Origin of the sequence: Bacillus sp. FSL H8-0516 (assembly GCF_038635285.1) — a bacterium.
Lineage (GTDB): Bacteria > Bacillota > Bacilli > Bacillales > Bacillaceae > Bacillus > Bacillus safensis.
In genome coordinates, this window is the sequence record NZ_CP152051.1 from 1,474,928 (window position 1) to 1,499,868 (window position 24,941).

A 24,941-nucleotide genomic window follows, 5' to 3' on the forward strand; every position below is an offset into this window, starting at 1 on the left:
TCGAGTATCACTCATCCCCTTCCACCGGAAGGGGATTTTTTCATGTTCAATATATAAAGAAACCCGCATCACTACTAATCAAAAAGTCTTAAATGTGTCTGGATTACTTTATCCAACACATGTATTTCGACTTAGAGTGATTAAGTAAAAAGAATCATTTTTAAATCCTATTACAAAAAGCGACAAAATGATGAACTTTATTTGACTACATTAAATAGAACACCATGAATCTTGTCATGAACAAAGGAAAGGGAGGAGTTAAACCCATACACTGTTTGACCATTTGAGGAGGAGGGATTTGATTGAAAGTGAAGTTTCGCAAAACCGCCGGCTATCGTTTGATGAGTCTTTTGGTGATTGGTACTTTAACGATGACAAGCTTTGGGATGGTTCAAGCAAAATCGACTTCTACCTCATATCAAGAGGAAGCTGTTTCCTCCAAGAAAACAAAAGCAAAGATCTCATCTAGATTAATGAAACAGTTTCAACAAGAAGACAAGGTGACCTTTTTAGTCAAAATGAAGGAACAAACCAATGTCAAAAAAGTGGCGAAGGATGCTGTGTCAAAAGCCAAAAAACAAAAGTTAACAGCAGCTAAAACGCAGTACACAAAAAGATCAGCTGTCGTATCAGAACTAAGAGCGACGTCTGAAGAGACGCAGGAAGCGCTGCTTGCTTATTTACAAAAAGCCCAAAAGAAAAAGCAAGTGAAGGATATTCATTCGTACTATATTGTGAATGGTCTCGCTGTGACGGGAACGAAAGAAGTCATGGAAAAGGTAGCTTCCTTCCCAGAAGTAGAACAAGTGCTGCCAAATGAAATCCGTCAAATCCATCGTCCTGTTGATTTGAAGACTTCAATGAAAAACAAACAAATCAAAGCAGCAGATGGAATCGAGTGGAATATTTCTCAAGTTCATGCCCCAGAAGCGTGGGCTTTAGGCTATGACGGAACTGGTACCGTTGTGGCAAGTATTGATACAGGTGTGGAATGGGATCATCCTGCATTAAAAGAAAAATACCGTGGATTTGACCCTGCACGTCCGAATGAACCTTCTCATGAATTCAATTGGTACGATGCAACGACAGGTTCTAAAGCGCCATACGATGATTTAGAGCATGGTACACATGTAACGGGAACGATGGTTGGCTCTGAGCCAAATGGAGAGAATCAAATTGGAGTCGCACCAGGTGCAAAATGGATCGCGGTGAAAGCTTTCTCAGAAGATGGTGGATCAGATGCTGATCTGCTTGACGCAGGTGAATGGATTTTAGCTCCAAAAGATGAAAACGGAACCCCTCATCCAGAAAAGGCGCCAGATGTGGTCAATAATTCTTGGGGCGGTGGGCCTGGTCTTGATGATTGGTATAAAGATGTGGTCAATGCTTGGAGAGCAGCGGACATCTTCCCAGAGTTTTCAGCTGGTAATACGGATTTATTTAACCCTGGCGGTGAGGGATCTATTGCAAATCCTGCGAACTATCCCGAAGCCTTTGCGACGGGTGCAACAGATCAAAACAACAAACTGGGTTCTTTCTCTTTGCAAGGCCCCTCTCCATATGGGGTCATGAAACCAGATATTGCGGCCCCAGGGGTAAATATTCGTTCTTCTATTCCTGGGAAAGGGTATGAGGATGGCTGGAATGGAACCTCGATGGCAGGTCCGCACGTTTCAGCTGTTGTGGCTCTTCTGCGCCAAGTACAGTCAGATCTGTCTGTTGAAGAGATCGAAGAAATTCTCATTGATACTGCAAAACCGCTGACAGATCAGCAATTCCCGGAATCTCCTAACAATGGCTATGGGGCAGGATTAGTTGATGCAAAAGAAGCCATCACAGCATTAACAGATGGAATTGGCAAGATTGAAGGACAGGTAACAAAAGAAGGAGAAGATACAGAACCACCTGTTTTTTCTCATAAAGGACCGAATGAAATTTTTGCCTCTACGCCAACACCTCTAAGTATTACAGCAGAAGATGAAGTAGCTGTGACAAATGTCTCCTTGAGCTATCAAGTGGATCAAGGGAAAAGGGAGACGCTGCAAGCAAAACGAACGGATGGAAATCATTTAAAAGGGACATATGTTGTTCAGCTCCCAGAACTTGAGGGAGAAAACGTCACGTACCGATGGATTGTGAAAGATTTTGGAGAAAATGAAGCTGCATCAGAACCGTATACGCTTCCGATTAAAACATCCATCACGACTGGCTACTCGCAAGATTTTGAAGCTTGGCCAAGTGGATGGTTTAGTGGGGGAACAAAAGATCCTTGGCAGTGGGGGAAGCCGACCACCGGTCCGAAAAAGGCCTTTACTGGAGATCATGTCTACGCTACAAACCTAGACAGTCCTTATGAAAATCAAACAGATGCTCATTTATCTATGCCGATGATTGCTGTACCTGAGTCAGGCTCCTCCTTTTTACAATATCAATACTGGCATGACCTTGAAGCAAATTATGACTATGTGCATATTCATGTGCAGCCTGAGGGGGAAGATGCTGTCCAAGTGGCAGCCTACACAGGCAAAACAAGTGAATGGACAAAAGGAGAAGTAGATTTATCTGCTTACAAAGGTCAGAACGTGAGAGTTATTTTTCAGCTAAGAACGGATGGCAGTGTGACAAAAGACGGTTTTTATTTAGATGATGTGAAAATAACAGATCAAGCCTTGCCTCAAAAGGCAAAGAAACAGCTTGGCGTCATCAAAAAAGAAAAGTCAGCACAGGAGCAGAAGAAACCCGTCGATCCGAAAAGCGCAAAGCCTGCTAAAATAAAAGAAAAACATGTCCAGATGAAAAAGGAAAAAAGCTTAGATGCCCCATCTATCAAAGCTCTTCCGATGAAGGCAGAAATCAGTGTTCTTGAAAGCGGCAAGTCCACATACACAGATGAAGCGACAGGGAGATATCAGCTTTCTCATGGTGCAGGGGAATTTACAGTGAAAGCTGAAGCATATGGCTTTGAATCACGCACACAAAAAGTCAATATTTCTGCAAATGATCAAGCAGAGGCAAATTTCTCGTTACAGCCACTAGAAAAACGAACGATATCTGGCACAATTGTCAATGAAACAACGGGTGAAAAAGTAAAGGATGCTACGGTTTATCTTGTAGAGGATGCGAAAATTGAGCCGGTGAAAACAGATGAATCTGGCGAGTTTTCTCTAGAGGCATTGAGCGGTGTGTATACAGTCAAAGTATTTGCGAAAGGGTTTAAAGGATATTCGTTTACAGCCGACGTGACAGAAAAGCCGCTTGAAAAAGCAATCAATCTGGAACCTTTCATCGGTTTTGCTGGCGAAATTGGCTACGATGACGGAACAGCTGAAAATGCACGGGCGTTCTATGATCCTGGTAATGGCTGGGCGGTGAAATTTTCATTAGAAAAAGGGAAGAAACAAGCACAGGTCACAGGGGGGCTTTTCCGTTTCTGGACAACAGAGTGGCCAGCCCCTGGCGGGAATGAATTTGCGGTTGAAGTGTATGATGCTTCTGGGAAGGACGGCGCTCCAGGTGAGAAAATTGCGGGACCTTTTAAAGCGAATGCGCTGCGTAATGGTGAATGGACAAAAGTAGATTTAGAAGATCAAGCCATTACGGTGGATGGAGATTTCTATCTTGTCTATATTCAAACGAAAAAGAATACGGAATCTCCAGGCCTTGCAACAGATGAAGATGGACCGAATGCTGAAAGAAGCTGGCAGCTGACAAGCGGTGCCTTTTCTCCTTCTCCAAAAGAAGAGGGAAATTATATGATTCGTGCGCTTGTCCAATATGAAGCAGATGTGCCAGAAATAACATCTCCAAAGGCTGGAACGATCACGAACAAAGATGAACTGGAGATTGAAGGGAAAGCCTCTCCAGGGGTTGATGTAGCGATCTATCAAAACGATAAAGAGATTGCCAAAGTGAAAGCAGATCAGTCGGGTGCTTTCAAAGAGAAGGTTACAGTGTCAAGCGGAGAGCATGTATTCACAGCTGCTACTGTTACGGATAAAGGCGCAACGAAAAAATCCAAATCAGTCAAGGTGATCATTGATCAAACAGCCCCAGTGTTAACGATAGATACACCAAAAAAAGGGGAAAAGTCTAACAAAGAATCACTCACTGTAGAAGGAAAGGTAACGGATGATCATCTTGATCAAGTCACTGTGAATGGAAAAAAAGCAGCAATAAAAGATGGGAAATATTCTGCAAGAATCCTGCTTGAAAACGGGAAAAATACGATCAAAGTAACAGCAAAAGATGCAGCAGGAAACAAAACGACTAAAAAAGTCGATATCGATGTTCAATACGAAGCGCCTGAGATTTCTAAGCTGACACCAGCAGAGAATGTCAATCTATCATCAGGTGAGTCTGTTAAAATTTCATTTAACAGCAGAGAAAAGCTAGACGCAACGTTTGTCATTCACATGCCGCTGACAAACGCGAGATCAAAGCTGCAAAATACAACAGAGCTGCCGCTTCGTGAGGTAGCCAAGGGAACATATGAAGGTTACTGGACAGCTACTTCTACCGCCAAAGCAAAAGGTGCAGTCATTGAAGTGATTGTGCGGGATGATTATGGAAATGTCACACGACAAAAAGCCCCAGGCACATTAAATATCAATGAAAAATAATCCTTAAGAAAGGCACGCCTCCTTGGAGCGTGTCTTTTTCGTTTCGAATCATTGTTTAAAAGCTTGTCCGGAAGCACACTCTCTTGCTTTGCGCTCTCATTCCTCGACAAAAACAATAACAATCCACCAAAAGTTCTCTATCATCCCCAACAAGAATTGACAGACTTCCATCTCTTGGCTGTTTTATACTGGTACAAACAAGTGCAAGTACTGCTTTTGATTCTTTGTTTCAGATGAAAGGAGCAGAAGGTGGTCATTTATTTAGATGTGATTTGGCTGTTAAACTTTTGTTTTGATCTATTGCTTCTCTTACTCACTGCATTTATTCTCAAACGACAAGTAAAAAAACGGCGATATATGTTAGGAGCTCTGATTGGATCGAGCATTGTTCTCTTGCTCTTTACACCATTTGCAATGTTTGTGTCACACCCTCTAGGCAAAATGCTTTTTTCTGTCTTGATCGTGCTTGCAACTTTTGGATTTCAAAGATTTCGATTCTTTTTTCAAAACCTGTTTGCTTTTTACTTTGTCACATTTTTGATGGGAGGAGGCATGATCGGGGTTCATTCGTTTTTACAAACCAATACTGTTATTCAAGACGGGCTGCTGATTTCACAAAATGATGGCTTTGGTGATCCCATTAGCTGGCTTTTCGTTTTAACCGGCTTTCCTGCGATTTGGCTGTTTTCAAAGAAACGATTAGGAGAGGTCGGTGCGAAAAAAAGACAGTTTGATGAACAAGTCCTTGCGGAGATACACATTCAAGGAGAGACCATCCGCTTAAAGGGACTCGTCGATTCTGGCAATCAGCTGTATGATCCTATGACGAAAACACCTGTGATGATCGTTCAAGCAGATCAACTCATGTCCATTTGCGGAGAGCCATTTATAGAGCTTATGAAGCAGTCTCATCCTGTTGAAGTGATGCAAAAGCTCGATGATCGATTTCCGCTTCTTGATCGTTTAAGACTTGTTCCATATCGAGCGGTCGGTCATGATCACGGGTTTCTTCTATGCTTAAAACCAGATACGGTCATCATTTATTCAAAAACGCATATGATCCAGCCAGCCAAGTGTTTTGTAGGTATGAGTCTGAGCGGTTTATCAGCAGATCAGGAATTTCAATCCATCATTCATCCAGATATGTTAGACGGAAAAATCATCCAAGGGGTGTCTTAAGTTTTGGTGATGTCTTTTATCTTACGAGGTCAACTTGACATTTAGAAGGGAGAAGAAGATGAAAAAATTAAAATTTAAACTCACTTACTACTGGTATAAACTCCTCATGAAGCTAGGTCTTAAGAGTGATGAGATTTATTATATTGGTGGTAGTGAGGCGCTTCCGCCGCCATTATCAAAGGATGAAGAGCAGGAACTGCTTGTCAAATTACCAAAAGGTGATCAAACAGCAAGGGCTATCCTGATCGAAAGAAATTTGCGGTTGGTGGTCTACATCGCAAGAAAATTTGAAAACACAGGGATTAATATTGAGGATTTAATTAGTATTGGAACTATTGGCCTGATTAAGGCAGTCAATACATTTAACCCAGAAAAAAAGATCAAGCTTGCGACATATGCTTCGAGATGTATTGAAAATGAGATTTTGATGTATTTGCGCCGAAATAATAAAATTCGTTCAGAAGTGTCGTTTGATGAGCCGCTCAACATTGATTGGGACGGAAATGAACTGCTTTTATCAGACGTACTTGGAACAGATGATGATATTATCACACGGGATATTGAAGCAAATGTAGATAAAAAACTTTTGAAAAAAGCGCTGGAGCAATTAAATGACCGTGAAAAACAGATCATGGAGCTCAGATTCGGCTTGGTTGGCGGTGAGGAAAAAACCCAAAAAGATGTCGCTGATATGCTAGGCATTTCCCAGTCGTATATTTCAAGGCTTGAAAAAAGAATTATTAAACGATTACAAAAAGAATTTAACAAAATGGTCTAAAAAAAATTTTTGAAAAGCTCTGTCCCTTTGCTGTCAAAGGAATCAACTTCTTTTCTCATGATTCTCGTCATCACTCGTGCATATTTTTCCATCCCAAGGAGATACTGAACTTTGTACAACAGCTCCTGTAGGGAGGGAAAAAAGTGTCCAGAAATAAAGTGGAAATCTGCGGAGTCGACACCTCCAAACTGCCTGTTCTGAAAAACGAAGAGATGAGAAAATTGTTCAGACAGCTGCAAGATGAGGGTGACGATACAGCAAGAGAAAAGCTAGTCAATGGCAATTTGCGGTTGGTTTTAAGTGTGATTCAGCGTTTTAACAACAGAGGCGAGTATGTGGATGATCTCTTCCAAGTAGGCTGTATCGGATTAATGAAATCAATTGATAATTTTGATTTAAGCCACAATGTCAGATTTTCAACTTATGCGGTCCCTATGATCATAGGAGAAATCCGTCGATACTTGCGTGATAACAACCCAATTCGGGTGTCTCGTTCACTAAGAGATATTGCCTACAAAGCGCTTCAGGTTCGTGAGAGGCTGATTAGTGAGACAAGCAAGGAGCCAACGGCAGAAGACATTGCCAAAGTGCTGGAAGTGCCTCATGAGGAAATTGTCTTTGCCCTAGATGCGATTCAAGATCCTGTTTCTTTGTTTGAACCGATCTATAATGACGGAGGAGATCCGATTTATGTGATGGATCAAATTAGTGATGATCGGAACAAAGACACACAATGGGTAGAGGAATTGGCCTTAAAAGAGGGAATGCGCAGATTGAATGATCGAGAAAAAATGATTCTCCGCAAACGCTTCTTCCAAGGAAAAACGCAAATGGAAGTCGCTGAAGAGATCGGGATTTCTCAAGCACAAGTCTCAAGACTTGAAAAAGCAGCCATCAAACAAATGAATAAAAACATCTTTTAAAGCCGCCGCTTCATGTGCGGCTTTTTTCATTCTTGGAAAGAGCACGTCTCTAGTATTGACTCTGTTATTTTTTTCATTTAATCTGTTTTTAACAAATGTTATTTTAGATATCATTTGTTAGGGAACACTTAAGCGGAAAGAAGGGTTATTATGACATTCCATGATGAAAGAAGGTTGCTCATTAAGGTTGCGCATATGTATTATGAAGAAGGCGCCACTCAATCTAAAATAGCAGAAGCTGTTGGGGTTAGCCGTTCGCTCATATCGAAATATTTGGCAAAAGCACGTGAAGCAGGAATCGTGGAAATCATTATTCATGATGAAATGAATCAACAATATGGATCTTTAGAAAGAAAAATAGAGCGGAAATACGGGCTGCGAGAAGTCGTCTGTGTGGAAACGCTCAGCCAAGAAACAACAAAAAGCCGAATCGGCGCTGCGGCGGCAGGCTTTTTATTAAAAGTCATGAAGGATGGACAAGTCATCGGTTTTTCCTCAGGAACCACTTTGCATGAAATGGCGAAAGCGCTTACGTCAGTTCAGCACTACCCATCCGTGACATTTGTTCCGCTTGTCGGGGGTGTGGGAAACGAAGATGTTGATATCCATGCCAATTATATTATTGCGAGATGCACAGAGGCACTCAAATCTAAATGTGAGTTTTTACATGTGCCTGTCATGCTTGATACGAAAGAAGCGAAGGATGTACTGATACGGCAGCCGTCAATCAAAAAAGTGATTGAATTAGGAGAAACATCAAATATTGCGGTTGTCGGGATTGGCGGGGTTCCGCAGCATTCAACGATGGTGAAATCTTATATGACAAGCGGTGAGGAGGATATTCTTCAAGCGAAGGATGTAGCGGGTGACATTTGCTATAACTTTATTGATCACCAAGGGGAAGTGTATCCTCACCCATGGAACGACAGGGTAATGGGCATAAGCCCGCAAAAGTTGAAAGAAATCCCGCTAGTCATTGGTGTCGCTGGAGGAGAAGAAAAAGTTGAAGCGATCCGGGCAGCATTAGAAGGTGGATTAATTCATGTATTAATTACGGATGAACGAACAGGAGATGCCTTATTAAAGTAACTACCTAATATGATTAGGTAGTTTTTTTGAGCCTTTAGACTCAAAAAGATTGAAAATTTTATCGATTTTATCTTGACACAAAGTTGACACATCATATAAACTAAGTTCATAACAAATGATAAATAAAATAACAAATGTTACAAGAAACAGATTTTTGTTAATTTTTATAACATTTGTTAAAAGTTTCAGATTATTTTTCTAGCAATCTACCCGAGAAGCAAGAAAACCTGAAAGGATGATTTAGATGTCAATCTATCAACAGTTGTTAGCTCGAGAACGCAGTGGAGATCCAATCAAAGTGGGAATTATTGGGGCAGGCCAAATGGGCTTTGGACTTATTTCACAAATTTCTAAAATTCCAGGCATGATTGTAGCAGGTGTTTGTGATATTCACCTTAGTGCAGCAGAGAAGGCAGCGAATTTTTACAAGCAGCATGCAAAGCCGCATCAAATGGTCGTCACAAATGATTATAGAGAAGTGATTCAATCAGATTTTGTGGAAGTTGTCGTAGATGCAACAGGAGTGCCAGAGGTCGGAGCAAACATTTCTTTGGAAGCGCTTAATTCAAAGAAACATCTTGTTCTTTTAAATGTAGAAGTTGATATTACCATTGGTTTGGTGATGCATAAATTATTCACAAATGCAGGACTTGTTTATTCTGGATCAGCTGGAGACGAACCGGCAGCTACACTAGAATTATATGAATTTGCCAAAACAATGGGACTTGAGGTGCTCGTTGCTGGGAAAGGCAAGAACAACCCATTCTTCCCAGAAGCAAATCCAGATACGTGTAAAGCAGAAGCAGATAGTAAACATATGAGTGCACATATGCTCGCTGCCTTCCAAGACGGAACAAAAACAATGGCAGAAATGAACTTATTAAGTAACGCGACAGGGCTTTTGCCAGATAAAGTCGGTATGCACGGAGTCGAAGCAAATTTAGAGAATGTAGCAGATAAATTGAATCAAAAACAACAAGGCGGCGTGCTCGATAACTTCGGAGTCGTTGAATATGTAAATGGACTTGCTCCTGGCGTATTCGTTATCGTCAAGAGTGATCTAGAGCCAGTAGATGAAGAGCTTCGTTACTTAAAAGTTGGAAAAGGTCCTCACTACACGCTTTACCGTCCTTTCCACTTAGCGAGTCTTGAAACACCTGTTACCATCGCAAAAGCGGTCTTACAGCATGATTCATCGATCCACCCGATTGGTGTACCAGTGTCAGAAACAGTCGCTGTTGCGAAAAGAGATATTAAAGCAGGGGAATCACTTGACGGGATTGGCGGATACTCCGTAAGAGGTGTACTTGAAACGCATCAAGACATGAAAACGAACGGTCACATTCCAATTGGCTTAATCAGCGGAAAAGTCGTAGCGAAAAAAGACATCAAATTAGGACAGTTCCTTACTCATGATGATGTAGAGCTTGATTCAAACACAACCGTCTGGAAGCTGCGTTCATTACAAGATCACTTATTTCAATCATAAGGACGTGAAGCTATGGAAAAATTAGCAATCGTACTTTGTATCATTCTTATCGTGCAGTATGGGTTATCTTTTATTCAAATCAAGTATTACCGCAAAAGCATGGACTCACTGATTGATGACTACAGAGGGAAACAAGGCTATCACTTATTTTCAGGAATGGAACGGCGCAAAGTTGGCCCTGGGGCCATTGCGCTCATCATTGTGGATGAATCGTATATCATTCAAAAATGCCATGTGCTTGGCGGCGTGTCGATCTTATCTAAATTTAAAGAAGTCCCTGCATATGAAGGCAAGCATGTAGGGGCTGTGCTGGACGAGCACCACATGATGAAGAAAACGTTGAAAAAGCGCAAAAAAGCGCCAGCTGTCATGCAAGCACTTTCCATGGCGGCTGAGCAGGCACTTGTCTCGATTTCGAAAAAAAATATAACAAATGTGAACTAAAGAAAGGGGAGATGAAACATGGAATGGATTCAATGGTTTGGAGAGCACTTTATCGGAATGTTTGAAGCCGGCGGAAAGCAGTTCATGGGTCTGATTACAGGTATCGTTCCAACGCTTGTTGTGTTACTTACTTTCACTTATGCTGTCATGAAATTTATTGGAGAAGAGCGAGTGAATAGAGCCATTCAGTTTGCAGCGAAATATACCATTTTGCGCTACACGTTAATGCCGATCTTATCTGTTCTTATTTTGACAAACCCAATGGCTTATACGTTTGGCCGCTTCTTACCTGAAAAACAAAAACCAGCATTCTATGATTCAGCTGTTTCATTTGTTCATCCGGTGACATCACTGTTCCCGTATGCCAACGCAGGAGAACTATTTGTCTACTTAGGAATTGCGAACGGGATTAAAGAAGCTGGATATTCAATGTCAGAGCTTGCTGTTCGTTACTTCTTAGTCGGGATCGTCGTCATTTTACTTCGCGGAATCATTACTGAATGGATTACAAAATATTTAGCAGGAAAAATGAAAGCGAATTCACAATAGGGGAGGGTTAGACATGACAAACCACAAAGTATTTGTTGCAAAAGGTGCTGGCGGATGGGGAGAAGGCTTAGAGCTTGAACCAACTGGTAAAAGAAGAAAGGTTGTTTCCATTACAGGGGGAGGCATTCACCCGGTTGCACGTAAAATTGCAGAAATGACAGGGACAGAAGCATGTGATGGCTTTAAAAACTCTATACCAGAAGATGAAATGATGTGTGTTGTCATTGACTGCGGGGGAACAGCGCGAATCGGACTTTATCCAATGAAACGCATTCCAACTGTAGACGTTTTGGCATCCTCTCCTTCTGGGCCGCTTGCTAAACATATTACAGAAGATATCTTCGTATCAGGCGTAACAGAAAAAGATATTTCCTATGCAGAAGCATCTGATGGTGAGGCGAAAGCAGAAGGTCAGGAAAACAGTGAGTCAATTGACAAAGAGAATTTCAAAGAAACGTATGCAAAGCTGAAAGAGGAAAATATTGAGCGGCAGGAAAAAGGCAATTTCCTGATGAGATTCTCGCGTGGAATCGGGAAAGTCACCGGTACGTTCTACCAGGCTGGCCGTGATTCTGTTGATATGCTTTTGAAAAACATTATTCCATTCATGGCATTTGTCAGTATGTTAATTGGAATTATCAATTATACAAAAATCGGTGATCTGATTGCCCATTTTCTATCACCTTTGGCTGGATCTCTTTGGGGGCTCTTACTGCTCGTTGTGGTCTGTACACTGCCGTTCCTATCACCTGTCTTAGGACCTGGAGCAGTCATTGCCCAAGTCATCGGTGTTCTGATTGGTAGTCAAATTGCACTAGGAAACATTCCGCCTCAATTTGCACTTCCAGCACTATTTGCCATCAACGGTCAAGTTGGGTGTGATTTTATTCCAGTGGGGCTGTCACTTGGTGAAGCGAAGCCGGAAACGGTACAATATGGGGTACCAGCTGTTTTGTATAGCCGTCTTATTACAGGGGTTCTATCTGTTGTGATCGCATACGTTGCCAGCTTCGGTATGTATTAAACGTATTAAAGGAGGAATCGAGATACATGGTAACACAATCTGTCGTAAAAGAAATTGGGATCTTAGTCCCGCAATTTAAAGAAGATAAGCTGATTGTTTTATTTGGACCCGCAGCGCCGCAGGAATTAAGAGATATGTCTGTCATTCATGAGTTCGAACATCTAGAAGAAGAGCCGCTGAAGCTAGGCGGAACCATTCAAGTGGGCGATCAAACGTACACGATCACAGCCCTCGGCAATAAAGCAAATGACAACTTTAAAGAGCTCGGCCATATTTCGATCTACTTCCAAGAGCCGTTTGATGATGTATTACCAGGAGCTGTTTTTGCATCCCCGCACACGTTTCCTGATATAAAAGAAGGCGTACGAATTGAAATTTCGTAACCTTGTAAAAAAGCTGTTCCTAAATTGGAGCAGCTTTTTTATATGAGGTTTACCAGAAAGAGCATTTACGATATGCTGTAAACATTCATTATTTGTATATTCAGAATTTTTACTCAGGAGGAAGTTATGGTGTCACTTGAATTGAAGAATGTTTCATTAAAAAGAAATGGGAAATGGCTGCTGCAGTCTGTTGACTGGCAGGTAAATAAGCAGGAACACTGGGTGCTTTACGGTTTAAATGGTGCGGGAAAAACCGCTTTATTAAATATGCTCTGCTCCTATTATTTCCCCACCTCAGGCGAGATGACAGTGCTGGGGCATGTCTTTGGCAAGGAAGCTCTTGGTGAAAAGCTCAGGAGGAAAATTGGTCTCATCTCAGCGGGACTTGAAAAGAAATTGCACAGAGACGACAATGCTTTTGAAATTGTTTTGAGCGGCGCATTTGCTTCTATCGGGCTTTATGAAACCCCGACAGATGAAATGAGAGAGAAAGCCATTGATCTATTAAAAGCGTTTGGTTCATTCAAATATGCCAACAGAACATATGAAACCCTCTCACAGGGAGAGAAGCAAAAAGTCTTGATTGCGAGGGCTTTAATGAATGATCCCAAGCTCTTGATTTTAGATGAACCTGTGACGGGTCTTGATTTTTTAGCAAGAGAGCAAGTGCTGGAGACCATCTCATTGATTGCAGCTAAGCCTGATGCGCCTACTTTGCTCTATACGACCCATCATGCAGAGGAGATTCTGCCTGTTTTTCAGCACACCTTATTATTAAAAGATGGAGCTGTTTTTGATCAAGGAGAAACAAAAGAAATGATGACAAGCGGCTTGCTTTCTTCCTTTTTTGAATGTCCGGTAGATGTCATGTGGAGAAATGGCCGTCCGCATTTAAGCAAATTGTAGATAAAAGAAACTATTGGTCTGCGTCCCTGCTTTTCCATCATACATATTATAGTAGAAAACGAAAGGCGGGGAAGGACAGATGATCAGTATTTCTGAATTCCAAATCAAGGATGTCGTCGATGTATCCAGCGGGAAAAAACTAGGCACCATTGGGGACATTGATATTAATGTCACAAGCGGCAAAATCCAAGCGATTATTATTGGCGGCACAGGTAAAATGATGGGATTTTTCGGAAAAGAAGAGGAAATGATTGTCCCATGGCGAAATATAGTAAAAATTGGCGAAGATGTGATACTTGTCCGCTTGTCTTCTTAATTCGTATAATTCCTCAATGAATCATTTAATTTTTCCTTAAAACAAATTCTTCATTCTTAGCAAACAATGTCTTTTTCGGGTAAAAAGATTACGTTTTCATATCAATTTGTAAAAAAACCTGCAGAAAGGGCACATTTGAGTGTAATATTTAATGAATCCCACTAACTGTCTATGCATGTCTTGTGGTAAAATAGGAGCGAAATAAAGAGAGATGAATGAAAGGTGGGAGGCAGCTTTGACATACAAATATGACCCCTTTCAGCAGAAATCACCATATGCAATGACCATTCATGATTGGACGAACATGACATGTTCTGGTAAAGAGGTATTGGCCGGGTTTACAACAAAAAACGGCGGCTTCAGCCTACCTCCATATCAATCATTGAACACTGGACTCCATGTAGGAGATGATGCTTCTAGTGTTCAAATGAATCGTCAAGTCATAGCAGATGCTGCTGCTGTGCCGCTCTCTGATTGGGTGTTTGCAGACCAAACACACGAGGATCGCATCCTAAAAGTCACCAAGGAGCAAAGAGGAAGAGGAAGTCTTCATTATCATGAGGCACTGCCTGGTACAGACGGTTTATATACGTCTGAGACGAACATGATGCTCGCTCTTTGTTTCGCTGATTGTGTTCCGCTTTATTTTCTAGCTCCGCAAAACGGATTAATTGGAACGGCTCATGCCGGCTGGAAAGGAACCGTCAAGCAAATTGGTGCAAAGATGGTTGATGTATGGGTCAGCCAAGAAGATGCCAAGGCCGATCATATTCAAGTCGTCATTGGACCATCTATTGGCAGCTGCTGCTACATAGTCGATGACGCAGTCATGGATCAAGTGAAACAGCTTCCTTTTTCAACAGAGGATGTGTATTCCGAGATTTCACCAGGACAATATAAAATTGATTTGAAAACATTAAACAAAAACGTATTGCTTCATGCAGGAATAAAGGAAGAAAACATACATGTCAGTTCGATGTGCACAAGCTGCAATGATCAGCTTTTCTTCTCACACCGGCGTGATCAAGGGAAAACAGGACGTATGATGTCTTTTGTCGGGTTTAAGGAGGCATAAGTGCAATTGAATGTACGAGAGAATCTCAGACAAATAAATGAACAAATAAACGAAGCATGTAAAAGAGCCGGTAGACAACCAGCAGATGTATCGGTCGTCGCTGTGACAAAGTATGTCTCAATTGAACGAGCACAAGAAGCTAAAGAAGCAGGAATTATGCACTTTGGTGAAAATCGTGACCAAGGGTTACTTGAAAAGCAGGCGGCCATAACCGATGAAAACATTAGCTGGCACTTCATCGGCAGTTTACAAACACGAAAAGTGAAATCTGTCATTCAGTCAATTGACTACTTACATTCGCTCGACAGGATGTCTCTTGCGAATGAAATTGAAAAAAGAGCGGATCACACAGTTCGCTGTTTTGTACAAGTGAACACATCACTTGAGGAGTCAAAACACGGCTTGAAAAGTGAAGAAGTCATTCCATTTGTAAAGCAGCTGGCAGATTTCAAACACATTGAAGTGGCTGGACTGATGACGATGGCTCCATTTACAGATGATCACACTGTGATTCGCAACTGTTTTAAAACATTAAAAAATCTTCGAGAAGAAGTAAAACATCTTAACCAAGTAAATGCACCTTGTCAGCATTTATCGATGGGCATGTCAAATGATTTTGAAATCGCAATTGAAGAAGGTGCGACATTCGTTCGGATTGGCTCTTCACTTGTTGGAAATGAAACAGGAGGTGCGTGACATGAGCATAAAAAATAAGTTTAAAAGCTTTTTCACTCTCGACGATGAAGAGTATGAGTACGAATATATTGATGAAGAAAGAGAACCCGTTCAAGAAGAAAAAGGAACGAAGGACAAAGCAGCATTTCAAGATCGCCCGCAGACAGGAAAACAAAATGTCGTCAGCTTGCAAAGCGTGCAAAAATCCTCTAAAGTGGTGTTAAGTGAGCCGCGTGTTTATGCAGAGGCGCAGGAGATTGCAGACCATATTAAAAACAGACGTGCAGTCGTCGTGAATTTGCAGCGCATTCAGCATGATCAAGCAAAGCGAATCATTGACTTCTTAAGCGGAACCGTTTATGCAATCGGTGGAGACATCCAGCGTATTGGCTCGAATATATTCCTCTGCACACCTGATAATGTAGATGTATCTGGTACAATATCAGAGCTATTGACAGAGGAAGAACCTCAGAGGTGGTAAATCATAGTGATTCTAAATTTCATTTTTAATATTTTAGGAACGGTATTAACGATTTACTCATTCGCGATTATTATTTACATCTTTATGTCATGGGTGCCATCTGCAAGAGAAACTGTGTTTGGCCGTTTTCTGACAAATATTTGCGAACCGTATTTAGAACCATTTCGTAAAATTATTCCGCCAATCGGCATGATTGACATCTCGCCGATTGTGGCATTGCTTGTGATTCGTTTTGCATCATCATATGGACTAACTGGTCTTTACAATATGATTGTGCGCTTCATGTAAACAGGCTGCCGGGCTTGGCACTGCCAGGCTCTTTTACATAAGAGGGGAACAAAATGAGCGATATCTATCAGCATTTTAGAAAAGACGAACAGCCATTTGTCGACCAAGTGTTAGGCTGGAAAAAAATCGCACTCGACCAATATCGAATGAAATTAACAGATTTCCTTGATCCGCGTGAGCAATTTATTACTGAGTCGGTCATCCAGCATGGCGAAGAACTTGGGATCATGTTTTTTGGCGGGTATGAGGGAGCGGAGCGCAAAAGAGCCCTCATTTATCCTGATTATTTAGAACCTTCTATTCAAGATGTTGAGCTGTCATATTTTCAGGTGAACTATGCGAAAAAGTTTATTTCTTTAGAACACCCGAAGCTTCTCGGCTCATTGATTGGGACAGGCTTGAAGCGTCAAAAATTCGGAGATCTATTATTTTCAGAGGAAGATGTGCAGTTTATTTGTACAAGTGATGTCGCCGATTTTGTGCGGGCGCAGCTGACTCATGTCGGCAGAGCAGCCGTTTCATTAGAGGAAATCACGCAGGCAGAAATAAAGCCAGTGATCATGAAGACTGATATCAAAGAAGATACCATTTCTTCACTTCGGCTTGATGCTGTATGTGCTGCTGTCAGCCGTCAGTCTCGGCAAAAAGCACAGCTTTTAGTCAAAAATGGGCTTGTCAAAGTCAATTGGAAAGTCACAGAGGACCCTTCTTTTACAATCGGTGAAGGCGATCAGCTCTCTGTTCGGGGATTTGGCCGCTTTAGCCTCAAAACGATTGATGGGAAGACCAAAAAAGATAAATTCAAAGTAACATTTGAGCTTCTGACATAACGAACTTGAATCTGGAGGTGGCGAGGTTGCCATTAACACCTAATGATATTCATAATAAAACGTTCACAAAAAGCTTTCGCGGCTATGATGAAGATGAAGTAAACGAGTTTTTAAGCCAAGTACGTAAAGACTATGAGATCGTACTTCGTAAAAAGAATGAGCTTGAAGACAAAGTAAACGAGCTTGACGAAAGACTAGGTCATTTTGCAACAATTGAAGAGACATTAAACAAATCGATTCTTGTGGCGCAGGAAGCAGCAGAAGACGTAAAGCGCCATTCTGATAAAGAAGCAAAATTGATTATTCGTGAAGCAGAGAAAAATGCAGACCGTATTATCAACGAAGCGCTGTCAAAATCAAGAAAAATTGCAATGGAAATCGAAGAGCTGAAGAAACAGTCGAAGGTCTTTAGAACTCGTTTCCAAATGCTCATCGAAGCACAGCTTGATCTTCTGAAAAATGACGATTGGGATCATTTACTGGAATATGAAGTAGACGCTGTCTTTGACGAAAAAGAATAAGCGCATCATCTTGACATGACGTGCTCATGTTGCATATAATACCATCATAAATTAACAAGAGATAAACGTTTGAAAGGGACACTCGCAGCTGTCATATGCGTAATAAAGCGAATCAGGGATGGTGGAAGCCTGACATTACGAGACGCTGCAATGAGATCACCCCTTTAGTTCCTTTTCTGAAAAAAACAGTAAGAAAAGGCGTCTGATCACGTTACGATTTTAGAGTGGATAAGCGGCTCTTTCATATCGCTTGTCTAAAAGGGTGGTACCGCGAGACAAGCCTTCTCGTCCCTTATGGGATGAGAGGGCTTTTTTTATTGTTTTTTAATCAGAATTTGCATGTGGAGGAATGGGTATGAACTACAAAGACACCTTATTAATGCCGAAAACAGAATTCCCGATGAGAGGGAACTTGCCGAACAAAGAGCCTGAAATCCAAGAGGAGTGGGCAGAGAAAGACATCTATCAAATGGTTTTAGAGCGGACTAAAGGACGCCCGACGTTTATTTTGCATGATGGACCTCCATATGCGAATGGTGACATTCATATGGGGCATGCACTTAATAAAATCCTAAAAGATTTTATCGTCCGATTTAAATCAATGAACGGGTATCATGCACCGTATGTTCCGGGCTGGGATACACACGGGCTGCCAATTGAAACAGCTCTTACTAAAAATAAAAAAGTCAAACGCAAAGAAATGTCTACAGCAGAATTCCGCAAACTATGCGAGGAGTATGCTTGGAAGCAAATTGAAGGTCAGCGCAGCCAGTTTAAGCGATTAGGCGTTAGAGCAGACTGGGACAATCCATATGTCACATTAAAGCCTGAATACGAAGCTCAGCAAATCCTTGTCTTTGGTGAAATGGCGAAGAGAGGCTATATCTATAAAGGATTAAAGCCTGTTAACTGGTCTCCTTCAAGTGAATCAGCCCTCGCTGAAGCGGAAATTGAATATAAAGACAAACGTTCACCATCGATTTACGTTTCGTTTAAAGTAAAAGATGGCAAAGGCGTTCTTGAAAACGGCGAACAATTCATTATCTGGACAACAACACCTTGGACGCTTCCTGCAAACCTTGGCATTTGTGTTCATCCAAACTTAGAGTACAGTGTTCTTCAAGTCGGTGCTGAGCGTTATGTCGTTGCATCTGAACTGGTTGAACAAGTAGTAAAAACACTCGGCTTTGAAGAATACGAAGTTGTGAAAACATTAAAAGGTAAAGAATTAGATAAAATCGTTGCAGCACATCCAATTTACGATAGAGATTCTCTTGTGATGCTTGGCGATCACGTGACAACTGATGCGGGAACTGGCTGTGTTCACACAGCACCAGGCCACGGGGAAGATGACTTTATTGTCGGTATGAAATACGGTCTTGATGTGCTCTGTCCAGTAGATGAAAAAGGTGTGATGACAGATGAGGCGCCTGGTTTTGAAGGACTATTCTACGAGGATGCCAATAAAGCCATCACAGAACAGCTTGAAGCAAAAGGTGCGCTGAAAAAGCTCGACTTTATCACGCACTCCTACCCGCATGACTGGAGAACGAAAAAACCAACGATTTATCGTGCGACAGCTCAGTGGTTTGCATCCATTAAAGATTTTAGAGAAGCTTTATTAGACAATATTAAAGAAACAAAATGGGTTCCAGCATGGGGAGAAACACGCTTGTTCAATATGGTGCGTGACAGAGGTGACTGGTGTATTTCAAGACAGCGTGTATGGGGCGTTCCAATTCCGGTCTTTTATGCGGAAAATGGTGAGCCGATCATCACGGACGAAACCATTCAGCATGTATCTCAATTATTTAGAGAGCATGGCTCGAATATTTGGTTTGAAAAAGAAGCAAAAGAGCTATTGCCAGAAGGCTTTACACATCCAGGCAGCCCGAATGGTGAATTCACAAAAGAGCAGGATATCATGGATGTATGGTTTGATTCCGGTTCTTCTCACCAAGCCGTTTTAGAAGAAAGAGACGACCTAGTCCGTCCGGCAGATCTTTACCTTGAAGGCTCTGACCAATATCGCGGCTGGTTTAACTCCTCATTATCAACAGCAGTTGCTGTCACTGGAAAAGCACCTTATAAAGGGGTCCTAAGCCATGGCTTTACGCTTGATAAAGAAGGACGTAAGATGAGTAAATCATTAGGCAATACGATTGATCCAACGAAGGTTGCGAAGCAGCTTGGTGCAGAGATTCTAAGACTTTGGGTATCTTCAGTCAACTATCAAGCCGATCATCCAGTATCTGATGATATTTTGAAACAAGTAGCAGAAGTCTATCGTAAAATCCGTAACACCTTCCGCTTCCTGCATGGAAACCTATTTGACTTTGACCCAGCAGTTAATGCCGTGCCAGTAGAAGAGCTTCGCGAAGTGGATCAATACATCATGATCAAATTAAACAAATTGATTGATAAAGTGAAAAAAGCTTATGATGATTACGAATTTGCGGTCGTGTATCATGCGATTCACAATTTCTGTACGATTGAGCTCAGCTCTTTCTATCTTGATTTTGCTAAGGATGTCGTCTACATTGAGCATGCCGATCATCCAGACCGCCGCAGCATGCAGACGGTCTTCTACGAAACATTAATGGCTTTAGTGAAGCTGACTGCACCAATTCTTCCGCATACCGCAGATGAATTATGGAGCCACTTAAGCTTTGTTGAAGAGCCAAGTGTTCAGTTAACAGATATGCCAGAAGGTGTGGCAGTTCCTCAAGCTGAAGCGACAGAAGCGAAGTTTGACCGCTTTATGGAGGTACGTGATGATGTGCTAAAAGCGCTGGAGATTGCGCGTAACGAGAAAGTCATCGGACGTTCACTTGAAGCTAGTGTGACGCTTTATGCGACAGACGAAGTGAAAAACCTTCTTGCATCCATTAAAGAAGATGTGAAGCAGCTCTTTATCATCTCTGAATTAACGGTAGAAGATGAGCAGCATGCAGATACATCAGCGCCTGAATATGCATCAGGACGAATTGTGGTTCAAAAAGCAGAAGGAGAACTGTGCGAACGTTCCCGCATTATTTCAAAAGACGTTGGTGCAAATCCGAAATACCCAACATTGTCGCTGAAAAATGCTGAAATCGTGGAGAAATATTACCAAAATTAACAATGCGATATCACAAGCTGGCGCCCCGTCATATGCGGGGCGTTTTCTTTTATGAGAAAATGACAGCGTTTAGAACGAAAGGAAAAATCTTATGGCTTTAAAGTGACCAGGCGGGGCAACAATATGATTATCACGACAGGGCAGGAGTTGAAATAGCGACATGAATGGCGATCTAGAGACGATTTACACGGAACTCCTTCAAATGAAAGAAGAGCTGCAATCTAAACTGTTTGAATACGCATCATTTCGTTCACCCGCTGAGCATGTCACATTGAATGAGGTCAAAACGACCACGCTTCTTTATCACATCAAAGAAGAGCTGCAAGATGTGTCTCTCGCTATTGCAAAAATCGAACAAGGAACCTATGGCATATGTGAGGCAACAGGAGATGTGATTCCGCTTGAACAAATGAGTATTCTTCCTACCGCCCGCACGGCTGACGACTTTTTATATCATAAGCAATACGAGAAAAAAGCATTCACTCCTTATCCTTACGAATCAAATGATTCTCATTTTGAAGCCTTCCACATGTAGGGAGGTTTTTGTCTGTCAACTAAAGTTTCTTTACTCCTTCCTGTTTTCTTGATAAAATGCTTAAAGATCAAAGTATGAAGATGGAGGAACGTGTGTGTTCTATTACATAATCGCATTCGTTATCATTTGTTTAGACCAATTAACTAAATGGCTCATTGTCAAAAATATGATGCTCGGTGATTCTGTTCCAGTCATTGATGGATTCTTTTATATCACGTCTCACCGAAATTCAGGAGCCGCATGGGGAATTCTCCAAGGGCAAATGTGGTTTTTCTATGTGATCACACTCGTTGTTATTGCGGGAATTGTTTATTACTTACAAAAACATGGACAAAAGGACAAGCTGCTGGGAGTAGCGCTGGCCTTAATGCTTGGCGGAGCGATCGGAAACTTTATCGACCGTATTTTCCGTCAGGAAGTGGTTGATTTTGCTCATTTCGTATTTGGGGATTATCACTACCCAATCTTTAATATTGCAGATTCTTCTCTCTGTGTAGGGGTTATTCTGCTCTTCATTCAAATGCTGTTAGATGGAAAGAAAAATAAGGAGTCAACTACATGAATCAAGTAAATATTGCCGTTTCAGAAGAACAAACGAGTGAACGGCTAGATAAATTTCTAAGCACGACAGAACCAGAATGGTCAAGAACCCAAGTCCAGCAATGGGTAAAAGATGGGCTGATCGAAGTAAACGGGAAACAAGTAAAGGCCAATTACAAAGTACAAGCTGGAGATCAAATCAAAGTGGAGATTCCAGATCCGGAAGCCCTAGATGTAGAAGCAGAACCAATGGATCTTGATATTTATTATGAGGATGCAGATGTGTTAGTCGTAAATAAACCACGAGGAATGGTCGTTCATCCAGCGCCGGGTCATGTGTCAGGAACACTTGTAAATGGACTGATGGCACATTGCAAAGACTTATCAGGGATTAACGGTGTGATGCGTCCTGGAATTGTCCACCGAATTGATAAAGATACGTCTGGGCTGTTAATGGTCGCTAAAAACGATATGGCACATGAGTCACTCGTCAATCAGCTGGTGGCTAAAACTGTCACAAGAAAGTATACGGCTGTTGTCCACGGTATTATCCAGCATGATACAGGCACAATTGATGCACCAATTGGCAGAGATAAAAAAGACCGCCAAAGCATGACGGTCACAAAAGAAAATGCAAAACAAGCCGTTACTCACTTTGATGTGATTGAACGCTTTAAAGACTTCACAGTTGTCGAATGCCGCCTTGAAACAGGAAGAACACACCAAATTCGTGTTCATATGAAATATATCGGCTACCCTCTTGCAGGAGATCCGAAATATGGGCCGAGAAAAACAGTCGATTTTAATGGACAGCTGCTGCATGCAGGTGTTTTAGGATTTGATCATCCTAGAACAGGAGAATATATCGAGTTCACAGCACCAATTCCAGCTGATATGCAAGCCTTTATCGATTCATTAAGAAATAACGATTGACAGGCCGTTCTTTTTTTGAAATAATAAACGAAGAAATTGAGATTCTTTAAAACAGTCCAGAGAGGCTGAGAAGGATAACGGATCAATTTGTGCACGCATATGCACAAATGAACGCCCCTCTCTGCCCTTTGCAGAAGGGGCTTTTTATTTGTCAAAAAGAGGTGTAAAAGATGGAACAAAAAGCAGTCATTCTTGATGAACAAGCGATCAGACGAGCGCTTACCCGAATTGCACATGAAATGATTGAGCGCAACAAAGGGATGAAGGATGTCATCCTTGCCGGGATCAAGACAAGAGGCATACATCTTGCAAAGCGCCTTGCAGAGCGCATCGAGCAAATTGAAGGGAATCCAGTCACTGTAGGTGAACTTGATATTACGCTATACCGTGATGACCTGACAAAAAAGACAGACAACCAAGACCCGCTTGTAAAGGGTGCAGACATACCAGCTGACATTAATGACAAAACACTTATTGTTGTTGACGATGTCCTGTTTACAGGCAGAACCGTCAGAGCAGCTATGGATGCCCTTGTGGATGTAGGAAGACCATCTTCCATTCAGCTGGCTGTGCTCGTTGACCGGGGACACCGGGAGCTGCCGATCCGAGCGGATTATATCGGGAAAAACATTCCGACTTCAAAAGCAGAGACAGTCATGGTTCAGCTCAATGAAGTAGATCAAAACGACCTTGTCGCTATATATGAAAAATAACCTTTTTAAATGCATTCCAGAGAGTTTGCAAAGAGGGCAATAACAGAGAAACCGAGCACACGGCCAACATGACGTGTCCGGTTTATCTAGGCCTCTTTGCGCATACTCGCAAAGAGGCTTTTTTAATGAAAAAGGACACATCTAGGAGGAAAATCATGAGTCAGCAAAAAGCCAATTTAGGCATTCGAGATATCCCAAAACCATTCACATGGCTGTCACTTAGCCTGCAGCATTTGTTTGCGATGTTTGGTGCGACCATTCTTGTACCAAAAATCATTGATATGAGTCCAGCCGTCGCGCTCATCTCAAGCGGAGTGGGAACGATTGTTTACTTAATCATCACAAGAGGACAAATTCCTGCGTATCTTGGATCGTCCTTTGCCTTCATCGCCCCCATACTGAATGTGAAAGCAACGGGCGGCCCTGGAGCCGCAATGGTTGGCGCCTTCATGGCGGGTGTCGCTTATGCACTCATCGCCCTATTCATTAAATGGCTCGGCACAGGCTGGCTGATGAAGCTTCTGCCGCCGGTGGTCGTAGGACCAGTCATTATGGTCATCGGACTCGGACTCGCTGGAACAGCAGTCAACATGGCGATGTATGTTGATCCAAATGCAACCGAGCTTGTTTACAGCCTCAAGCACTTAATGGTCGCTGGCTTCACACTGGCTGTCACCATTATCAGTATGATTTTCCTAAGAGGATTCCTTAGCTTAATCCCAGTATTAATCGGCATCATCAGCGGCTATCTCTTTGCCTTAACACAAGGCATCGTGAACTTCCAGCCGGTCATTGACGCAAAATGGTTTGCTGTACCAGACTTCGTTGTGCCATTTGTCGACTATACACCTGCTGTGACCTTAAGCATTCTCACAGTGATGGTGCCGGTAGCCTTTGTCACAATGTCTGAGCATATCGGCCACCAAGTGGTGTTAAGTAAGGTCGTAGGACAAGATTTTATTAAAAAACCAGGTCTTCACCGTTCCATTTTAGGAGACAGTGCGGCGACGATCTTCGCTTCACTTATTGGCGGACCACCCACAACAACTTATGGAGAGAACATTGGCGTACTAGCCATCACAAGAGTGTTTAGTATCTTCGTCATCGGCGGAGCAGCCGTGTTTGCGATCTGCTTCGGTTTTGTGGGAAAAATTTCAGCATTAATCAGTACAGTGCCGTCCGCGGTGATGGGAGGCGTTTCGTTCCTGCTCTTTGGAATCATTGCTTCAAGCGGCCTGAGAATTCTGATTGATCATAAAGTGAATTTTGAAGAAAAGCGTAATCTCATTATCGCATCAGTCATCCTAGTCATTGGGATTGGCGGGGCATTCATTGAGGTGAAACAAATCAATCTCACCCTATCTGGAATGGCACTTGCTGCAATTACGGGTGTCCTGTTAAATCTGATCCTGCCGCATCAAAAAGCAGAAGATGACAACTCAAATGAATCAAATACAGAAAACCTTTTAAAAGAAGTCCAGTGAGGCTGACAAGGGTTCTAAATGGAGCAGAATGCACAAAAGTGCCGCT

Annotated in this window: 24 protein-coding genes and 1 other annotated feature; all 24 genes read left to right on the forward strand. The window is 42.1% G+C overall.

Features of this window, described 5'->3' with window-relative positions; all coding sequences use genetic code 11:
- Positions 1–308 precede the first annotated feature (308 nt).
- The 24 genes from MHB67_RS07305 (at position 309) to MHB67_RS07420 (ending at position 24,895) form a co-directional block, all read left to right on the forward strand.
- The gene (locus MHB67_RS07305; RefSeq protein ID WP_286099141.1) at positions 309–4,619 is read left to right on the forward strand and encodes a S8 family peptidase; all 4,311 of its coding nucleotides are present in this window, start codon (positions 309–311) and stop codon (positions 4,617–4,619) included.
- Positions 4,620–4,868: 249 nt separating this feature from the next.
- Positions 4,869–5,798 (forward strand): sigma-E processing peptidase SpoIIGA, encoded by a 930-nt coding sequence (gene spoIIGA / locus MHB67_RS07310; protein WP_206533878.1) that lies wholly within the window; start codon positions 4,869–4,871, stop codon positions 5,796–5,798.
- A gap of 58 nt (positions 5,799–5,856) precedes the next feature.
- Positions 5,857–6,576 (forward strand): RNA polymerase sporulation sigma factor SigE, encoded by a 720-nt coding sequence (sigE, locus tag MHB67_RS07315; RefSeq protein ID WP_007499746.1) that lies wholly within the window; start codon positions 5,857–5,859, stop codon positions 6,574–6,576.
- A 143-nt stretch (positions 6,577–6,719) separates the two neighbouring features.
- Positions 6,720–7,499, forward strand: coding sequence for an RNA polymerase sporulation sigma factor SigG (gene sigG / locus MHB67_RS07320; protein WP_024424250.1), 780 nt, complete (start codon positions 6,720–6,722; stop codon positions 7,497–7,499).
- A gap of 150 nt (positions 7,500–7,649) precedes the next feature.
- Entirely contained in the window at positions 7,650–8,588 is a 939-nt protein-coding gene (locus MHB67_RS07325; RefSeq protein WP_103132569.1) for a sugar-binding transcriptional regulator, read from the forward strand.
- Positions 8,589–8,832: 244 nt separating this feature from the next.
- Entirely contained in the window at positions 8,833–10,077 is a 1,245-nt protein-coding gene (locus tag MHB67_RS07330) for an SAF domain-containing protein (RefSeq protein WP_024426935.1), read from the forward strand.
- Between the two features lie 12 nt (positions 10,078–10,089).
- Positions 10,090–10,521: a transcriptional regulator GutM gene (locus tag MHB67_RS07335; RefSeq protein ID WP_024424247.1), complete on the forward strand. Its 432-nt coding sequence runs from the start codon at positions 10,090–10,092 to the stop codon at positions 10,519–10,521.
- 18 nt (positions 10,522–10,539) lie between these two features.
- A complete protein-coding gene (locus MHB67_RS07340) occupies positions 10,540–11,070 on the forward strand; it encodes a PTS glucitol/sorbitol transporter subunit IIC (RefSeq protein ID WP_024424246.1) in 531 nt (176 codons plus the stop codon).
- 13 nt (positions 11,071–11,083) lie between these two features.
- On the forward strand, positions 11,084–12,094 hold the full coding sequence (locus MHB67_RS07345) for a PTS glucitol/sorbitol transporter subunit IIB (protein WP_024426936.1): 1,011 nt from the start codon (positions 11,084–11,086) through the stop codon (positions 12,092–12,094).
- 26 nt (positions 12,095–12,120) lie between these two features.
- Positions 12,121–12,477 carry a PTS glucitol/sorbitol transporter subunit IIA gene (locus tag MHB67_RS07350; protein ID WP_007499733.1) on the forward strand — a complete coding sequence of 119 codons (357 nt, stop codon included), beginning with the start codon at positions 12,121–12,123 and terminating at the stop codon, positions 12,475–12,477.
- A gap of 129 nt (positions 12,478–12,606) precedes the next feature.
- Positions 12,607–13,383 (forward strand): ABC transporter ATP-binding protein, encoded by a 777-nt coding sequence (locus tag MHB67_RS07355; RefSeq protein WP_180992600.1) that lies wholly within the window; start codon positions 12,607–12,609, stop codon positions 13,381–13,383.
- 79 nt (positions 13,384–13,462) lie between these two features.
- Positions 13,463–13,699 (forward strand): YlmC/YmxH family sporulation protein, encoded by a 237-nt coding sequence (locus tag MHB67_RS07360; RefSeq protein WP_008344958.1) that lies wholly within the window; start codon positions 13,463–13,465, stop codon positions 13,697–13,699.
- A gap of 235 nt (positions 13,700–13,934) precedes the next feature.
- Positions 13,935–14,774: a peptidoglycan editing factor PgeF gene (pgeF, locus tag MHB67_RS07365; RefSeq protein WP_225315493.1), complete on the forward strand. Its 840-nt coding sequence runs from the start codon at positions 13,935–13,937 to the stop codon at positions 14,772–14,774.
- Between the two features lie 6 nt (positions 14,775–14,780).
- The gene (locus tag MHB67_RS07370; RefSeq protein ID WP_056766881.1) at positions 14,781–15,470 is read left to right on the forward strand and encodes a YggS family pyridoxal phosphate-dependent enzyme; all 690 of its coding nucleotides are present in this window, start codon (positions 14,781–14,783) and stop codon (positions 15,468–15,470) included.
- Position 15,471: 1 nt separating this feature from the next.
- Complete coding sequence (gene sepF, locus MHB67_RS07375; RefSeq protein WP_024424241.1) at positions 15,472–15,930, forward strand: cell division protein SepF; 459 nt, start codon at positions 15,472–15,474, stop codon at positions 15,928–15,930.
- 6 nt (positions 15,931–15,936) lie between these two features.
- Positions 15,937–16,218 (forward strand): YggT family protein, encoded by a 282-nt coding sequence (locus MHB67_RS07380; protein WP_024424240.1) that lies wholly within the window; start codon positions 15,937–15,939, stop codon positions 16,216–16,218.
- 53 nt (positions 16,219–16,271) lie between these two features.
- Positions 16,272–17,048 (forward strand): RNA-binding protein, encoded by a 777-nt coding sequence (locus tag MHB67_RS07385; RefSeq protein ID WP_056766379.1) that lies wholly within the window; start codon positions 16,272–16,274, stop codon positions 17,046–17,048.
- Positions 17,049–17,074: 26 nt separating this feature from the next.
- The gene (locus tag MHB67_RS07390; protein ID WP_008344947.1) at positions 17,075–17,569 is read left to right on the forward strand and encodes a DivIVA domain-containing protein; all 495 of its coding nucleotides are present in this window, start codon (positions 17,075–17,077) and stop codon (positions 17,567–17,569) included.
- Positions 17,570–17,630: 61 nt separating this feature from the next.
- Positions 17,631–17,865: a binding site (T-box leader), on the forward strand.
- Positions 17,866–17,924: 59 nt separating this feature from the next.
- Positions 17,925–20,690 (forward strand): isoleucine--tRNA ligase, encoded by a 2,766-nt coding sequence (ileS, locus tag MHB67_RS07395; RefSeq protein ID WP_024424238.1) that lies wholly within the window; start codon positions 17,925–17,927, stop codon positions 20,688–20,690.
- A gap of 160 nt (positions 20,691–20,850) precedes the next feature.
- Positions 20,851–21,225, forward strand: a complete 375-nt coding sequence (locus MHB67_RS07400; RefSeq protein WP_024424237.1) for a hypothetical protein — start codon at positions 20,851–20,853, stop codon at positions 21,223–21,225.
- 94 nt (positions 21,226–21,319) lie between these two features.
- Complete coding sequence (gene lspA / locus MHB67_RS07405; RefSeq protein ID WP_024424236.1) at positions 21,320–21,787, forward strand: signal peptidase II; 468 nt, start codon at positions 21,320–21,322, stop codon at positions 21,785–21,787.
- Positions 21,784–22,698, forward strand: a complete 915-nt coding sequence (locus MHB67_RS07410; RefSeq protein WP_024426940.1) for an RluA family pseudouridine synthase — start codon at positions 21,784–21,786, stop codon at positions 22,696–22,698. Before lspA ends, MHB67_RS07410 begins: the two co-directional genes overlap by 4 nt.
- A gap of 170 nt (positions 22,699–22,868) precedes the next feature.
- Positions 22,869–23,411: a bifunctional pyr operon transcriptional regulator/uracil phosphoribosyltransferase PyrR gene (gene pyrR, locus MHB67_RS07415; protein WP_024424234.1), complete on the forward strand. Its 543-nt coding sequence runs from the start codon at positions 22,869–22,871 to the stop codon at positions 23,409–23,411.
- A 155-nt stretch (positions 23,412–23,566) separates the two neighbouring features.
- Positions 23,567–24,895, forward strand: a complete 1,329-nt coding sequence (locus tag MHB67_RS07420) for a solute carrier family 23 protein (protein WP_025092549.1) — start codon at positions 23,567–23,569, stop codon at positions 24,893–24,895.
- The last annotated feature ends 46 nt before the right edge of the window (positions 24,896–24,941 follow it).

Bases quoted from the DNA above. Each gene is read 5' to 3' on its own strand.
- ileS (WP_024424238.1), top strand. From the start codon at position 17,925: ATGAACTACAAAGACACCTTATTAATGCCGAAAACAGAATTCCCGATG.
- MHB67_RS07360 (WP_008344958.1), top strand. From the start codon at position 13,463: ATGATCAGTATTTCTGAATTCCAAATCAAGGATGTCGTCGATGTATCC.
- MHB67_RS07410 (WP_024426940.1), top strand. From the start codon at position 21,784: ATGAATCAAGTAAATATTGCCGTTTCAGAAGAACAAACGAGTGAACGG.
- pyrR (WP_024424234.1), top strand. From the start codon at position 22,869: ATGGAACAAAAAGCAGTCATTCTTGATGAACAAGCGATCAGACGAGCG.
- MHB67_RS07345 (WP_024426936.1), top strand. From the start codon at position 11,084: ATGACAAACCACAAAGTATTTGTTGCAAAAGGTGCTGGCGGATGGGGA.
- sepF (WP_024424241.1), top strand. From the start codon at position 15,472: ATGAGCATAAAAAATAAGTTTAAAAGCTTTTTCACTCTCGACGATGAA.
- MHB67_RS07385 (WP_056766379.1), top strand. From the start codon at position 16,272: ATGAGCGATATCTATCAGCATTTTAGAAAAGACGAACAGCCATTTGTC.
- MHB67_RS07340 (WP_024424246.1), top strand. From the start codon at position 10,540: ATGGAATGGATTCAATGGTTTGGAGAGCACTTTATCGGAATGTTTGAA.
- MHB67_RS07330 (WP_024426935.1), top strand. From the start codon at position 8,833: ATGTCAATCTATCAACAGTTGTTAGCTCGAGAACGCAGTGGAGATCCA.
- MHB67_RS07400 (WP_024424237.1), top strand. From the start codon at position 20,851: ATGAATGGCGATCTAGAGACGATTTACACGGAACTCCTTCAAATGAAA.
- MHB67_RS07325 (WP_103132569.1), top strand. From the start codon at position 7,650: ATGACATTCCATGATGAAAGAAGGTTGCTCATTAAGGTTGCGCATATG.
- MHB67_RS07420 (WP_025092549.1), top strand. From the start codon at position 23,567: ATGAGTCAGCAAAAAGCCAATTTAGGCATTCGAGATATCCCAAAACCA.
- sigE (WP_007499746.1), top strand. From the start codon at position 5,857: ATGAAAAAATTAAAATTTAAACTCACTTACTACTGGTATAAACTCCTC.
- MHB67_RS07335 (WP_024424247.1), top strand. From the start codon at position 10,090: ATGGAAAAATTAGCAATCGTACTTTGTATCATTCTTATCGTGCAGTAT.
- MHB67_RS07350 (WP_007499733.1), top strand. From the start codon at position 12,121: ATGGTAACACAATCTGTCGTAAAAGAAATTGGGATCTTAGTCCCGCAA.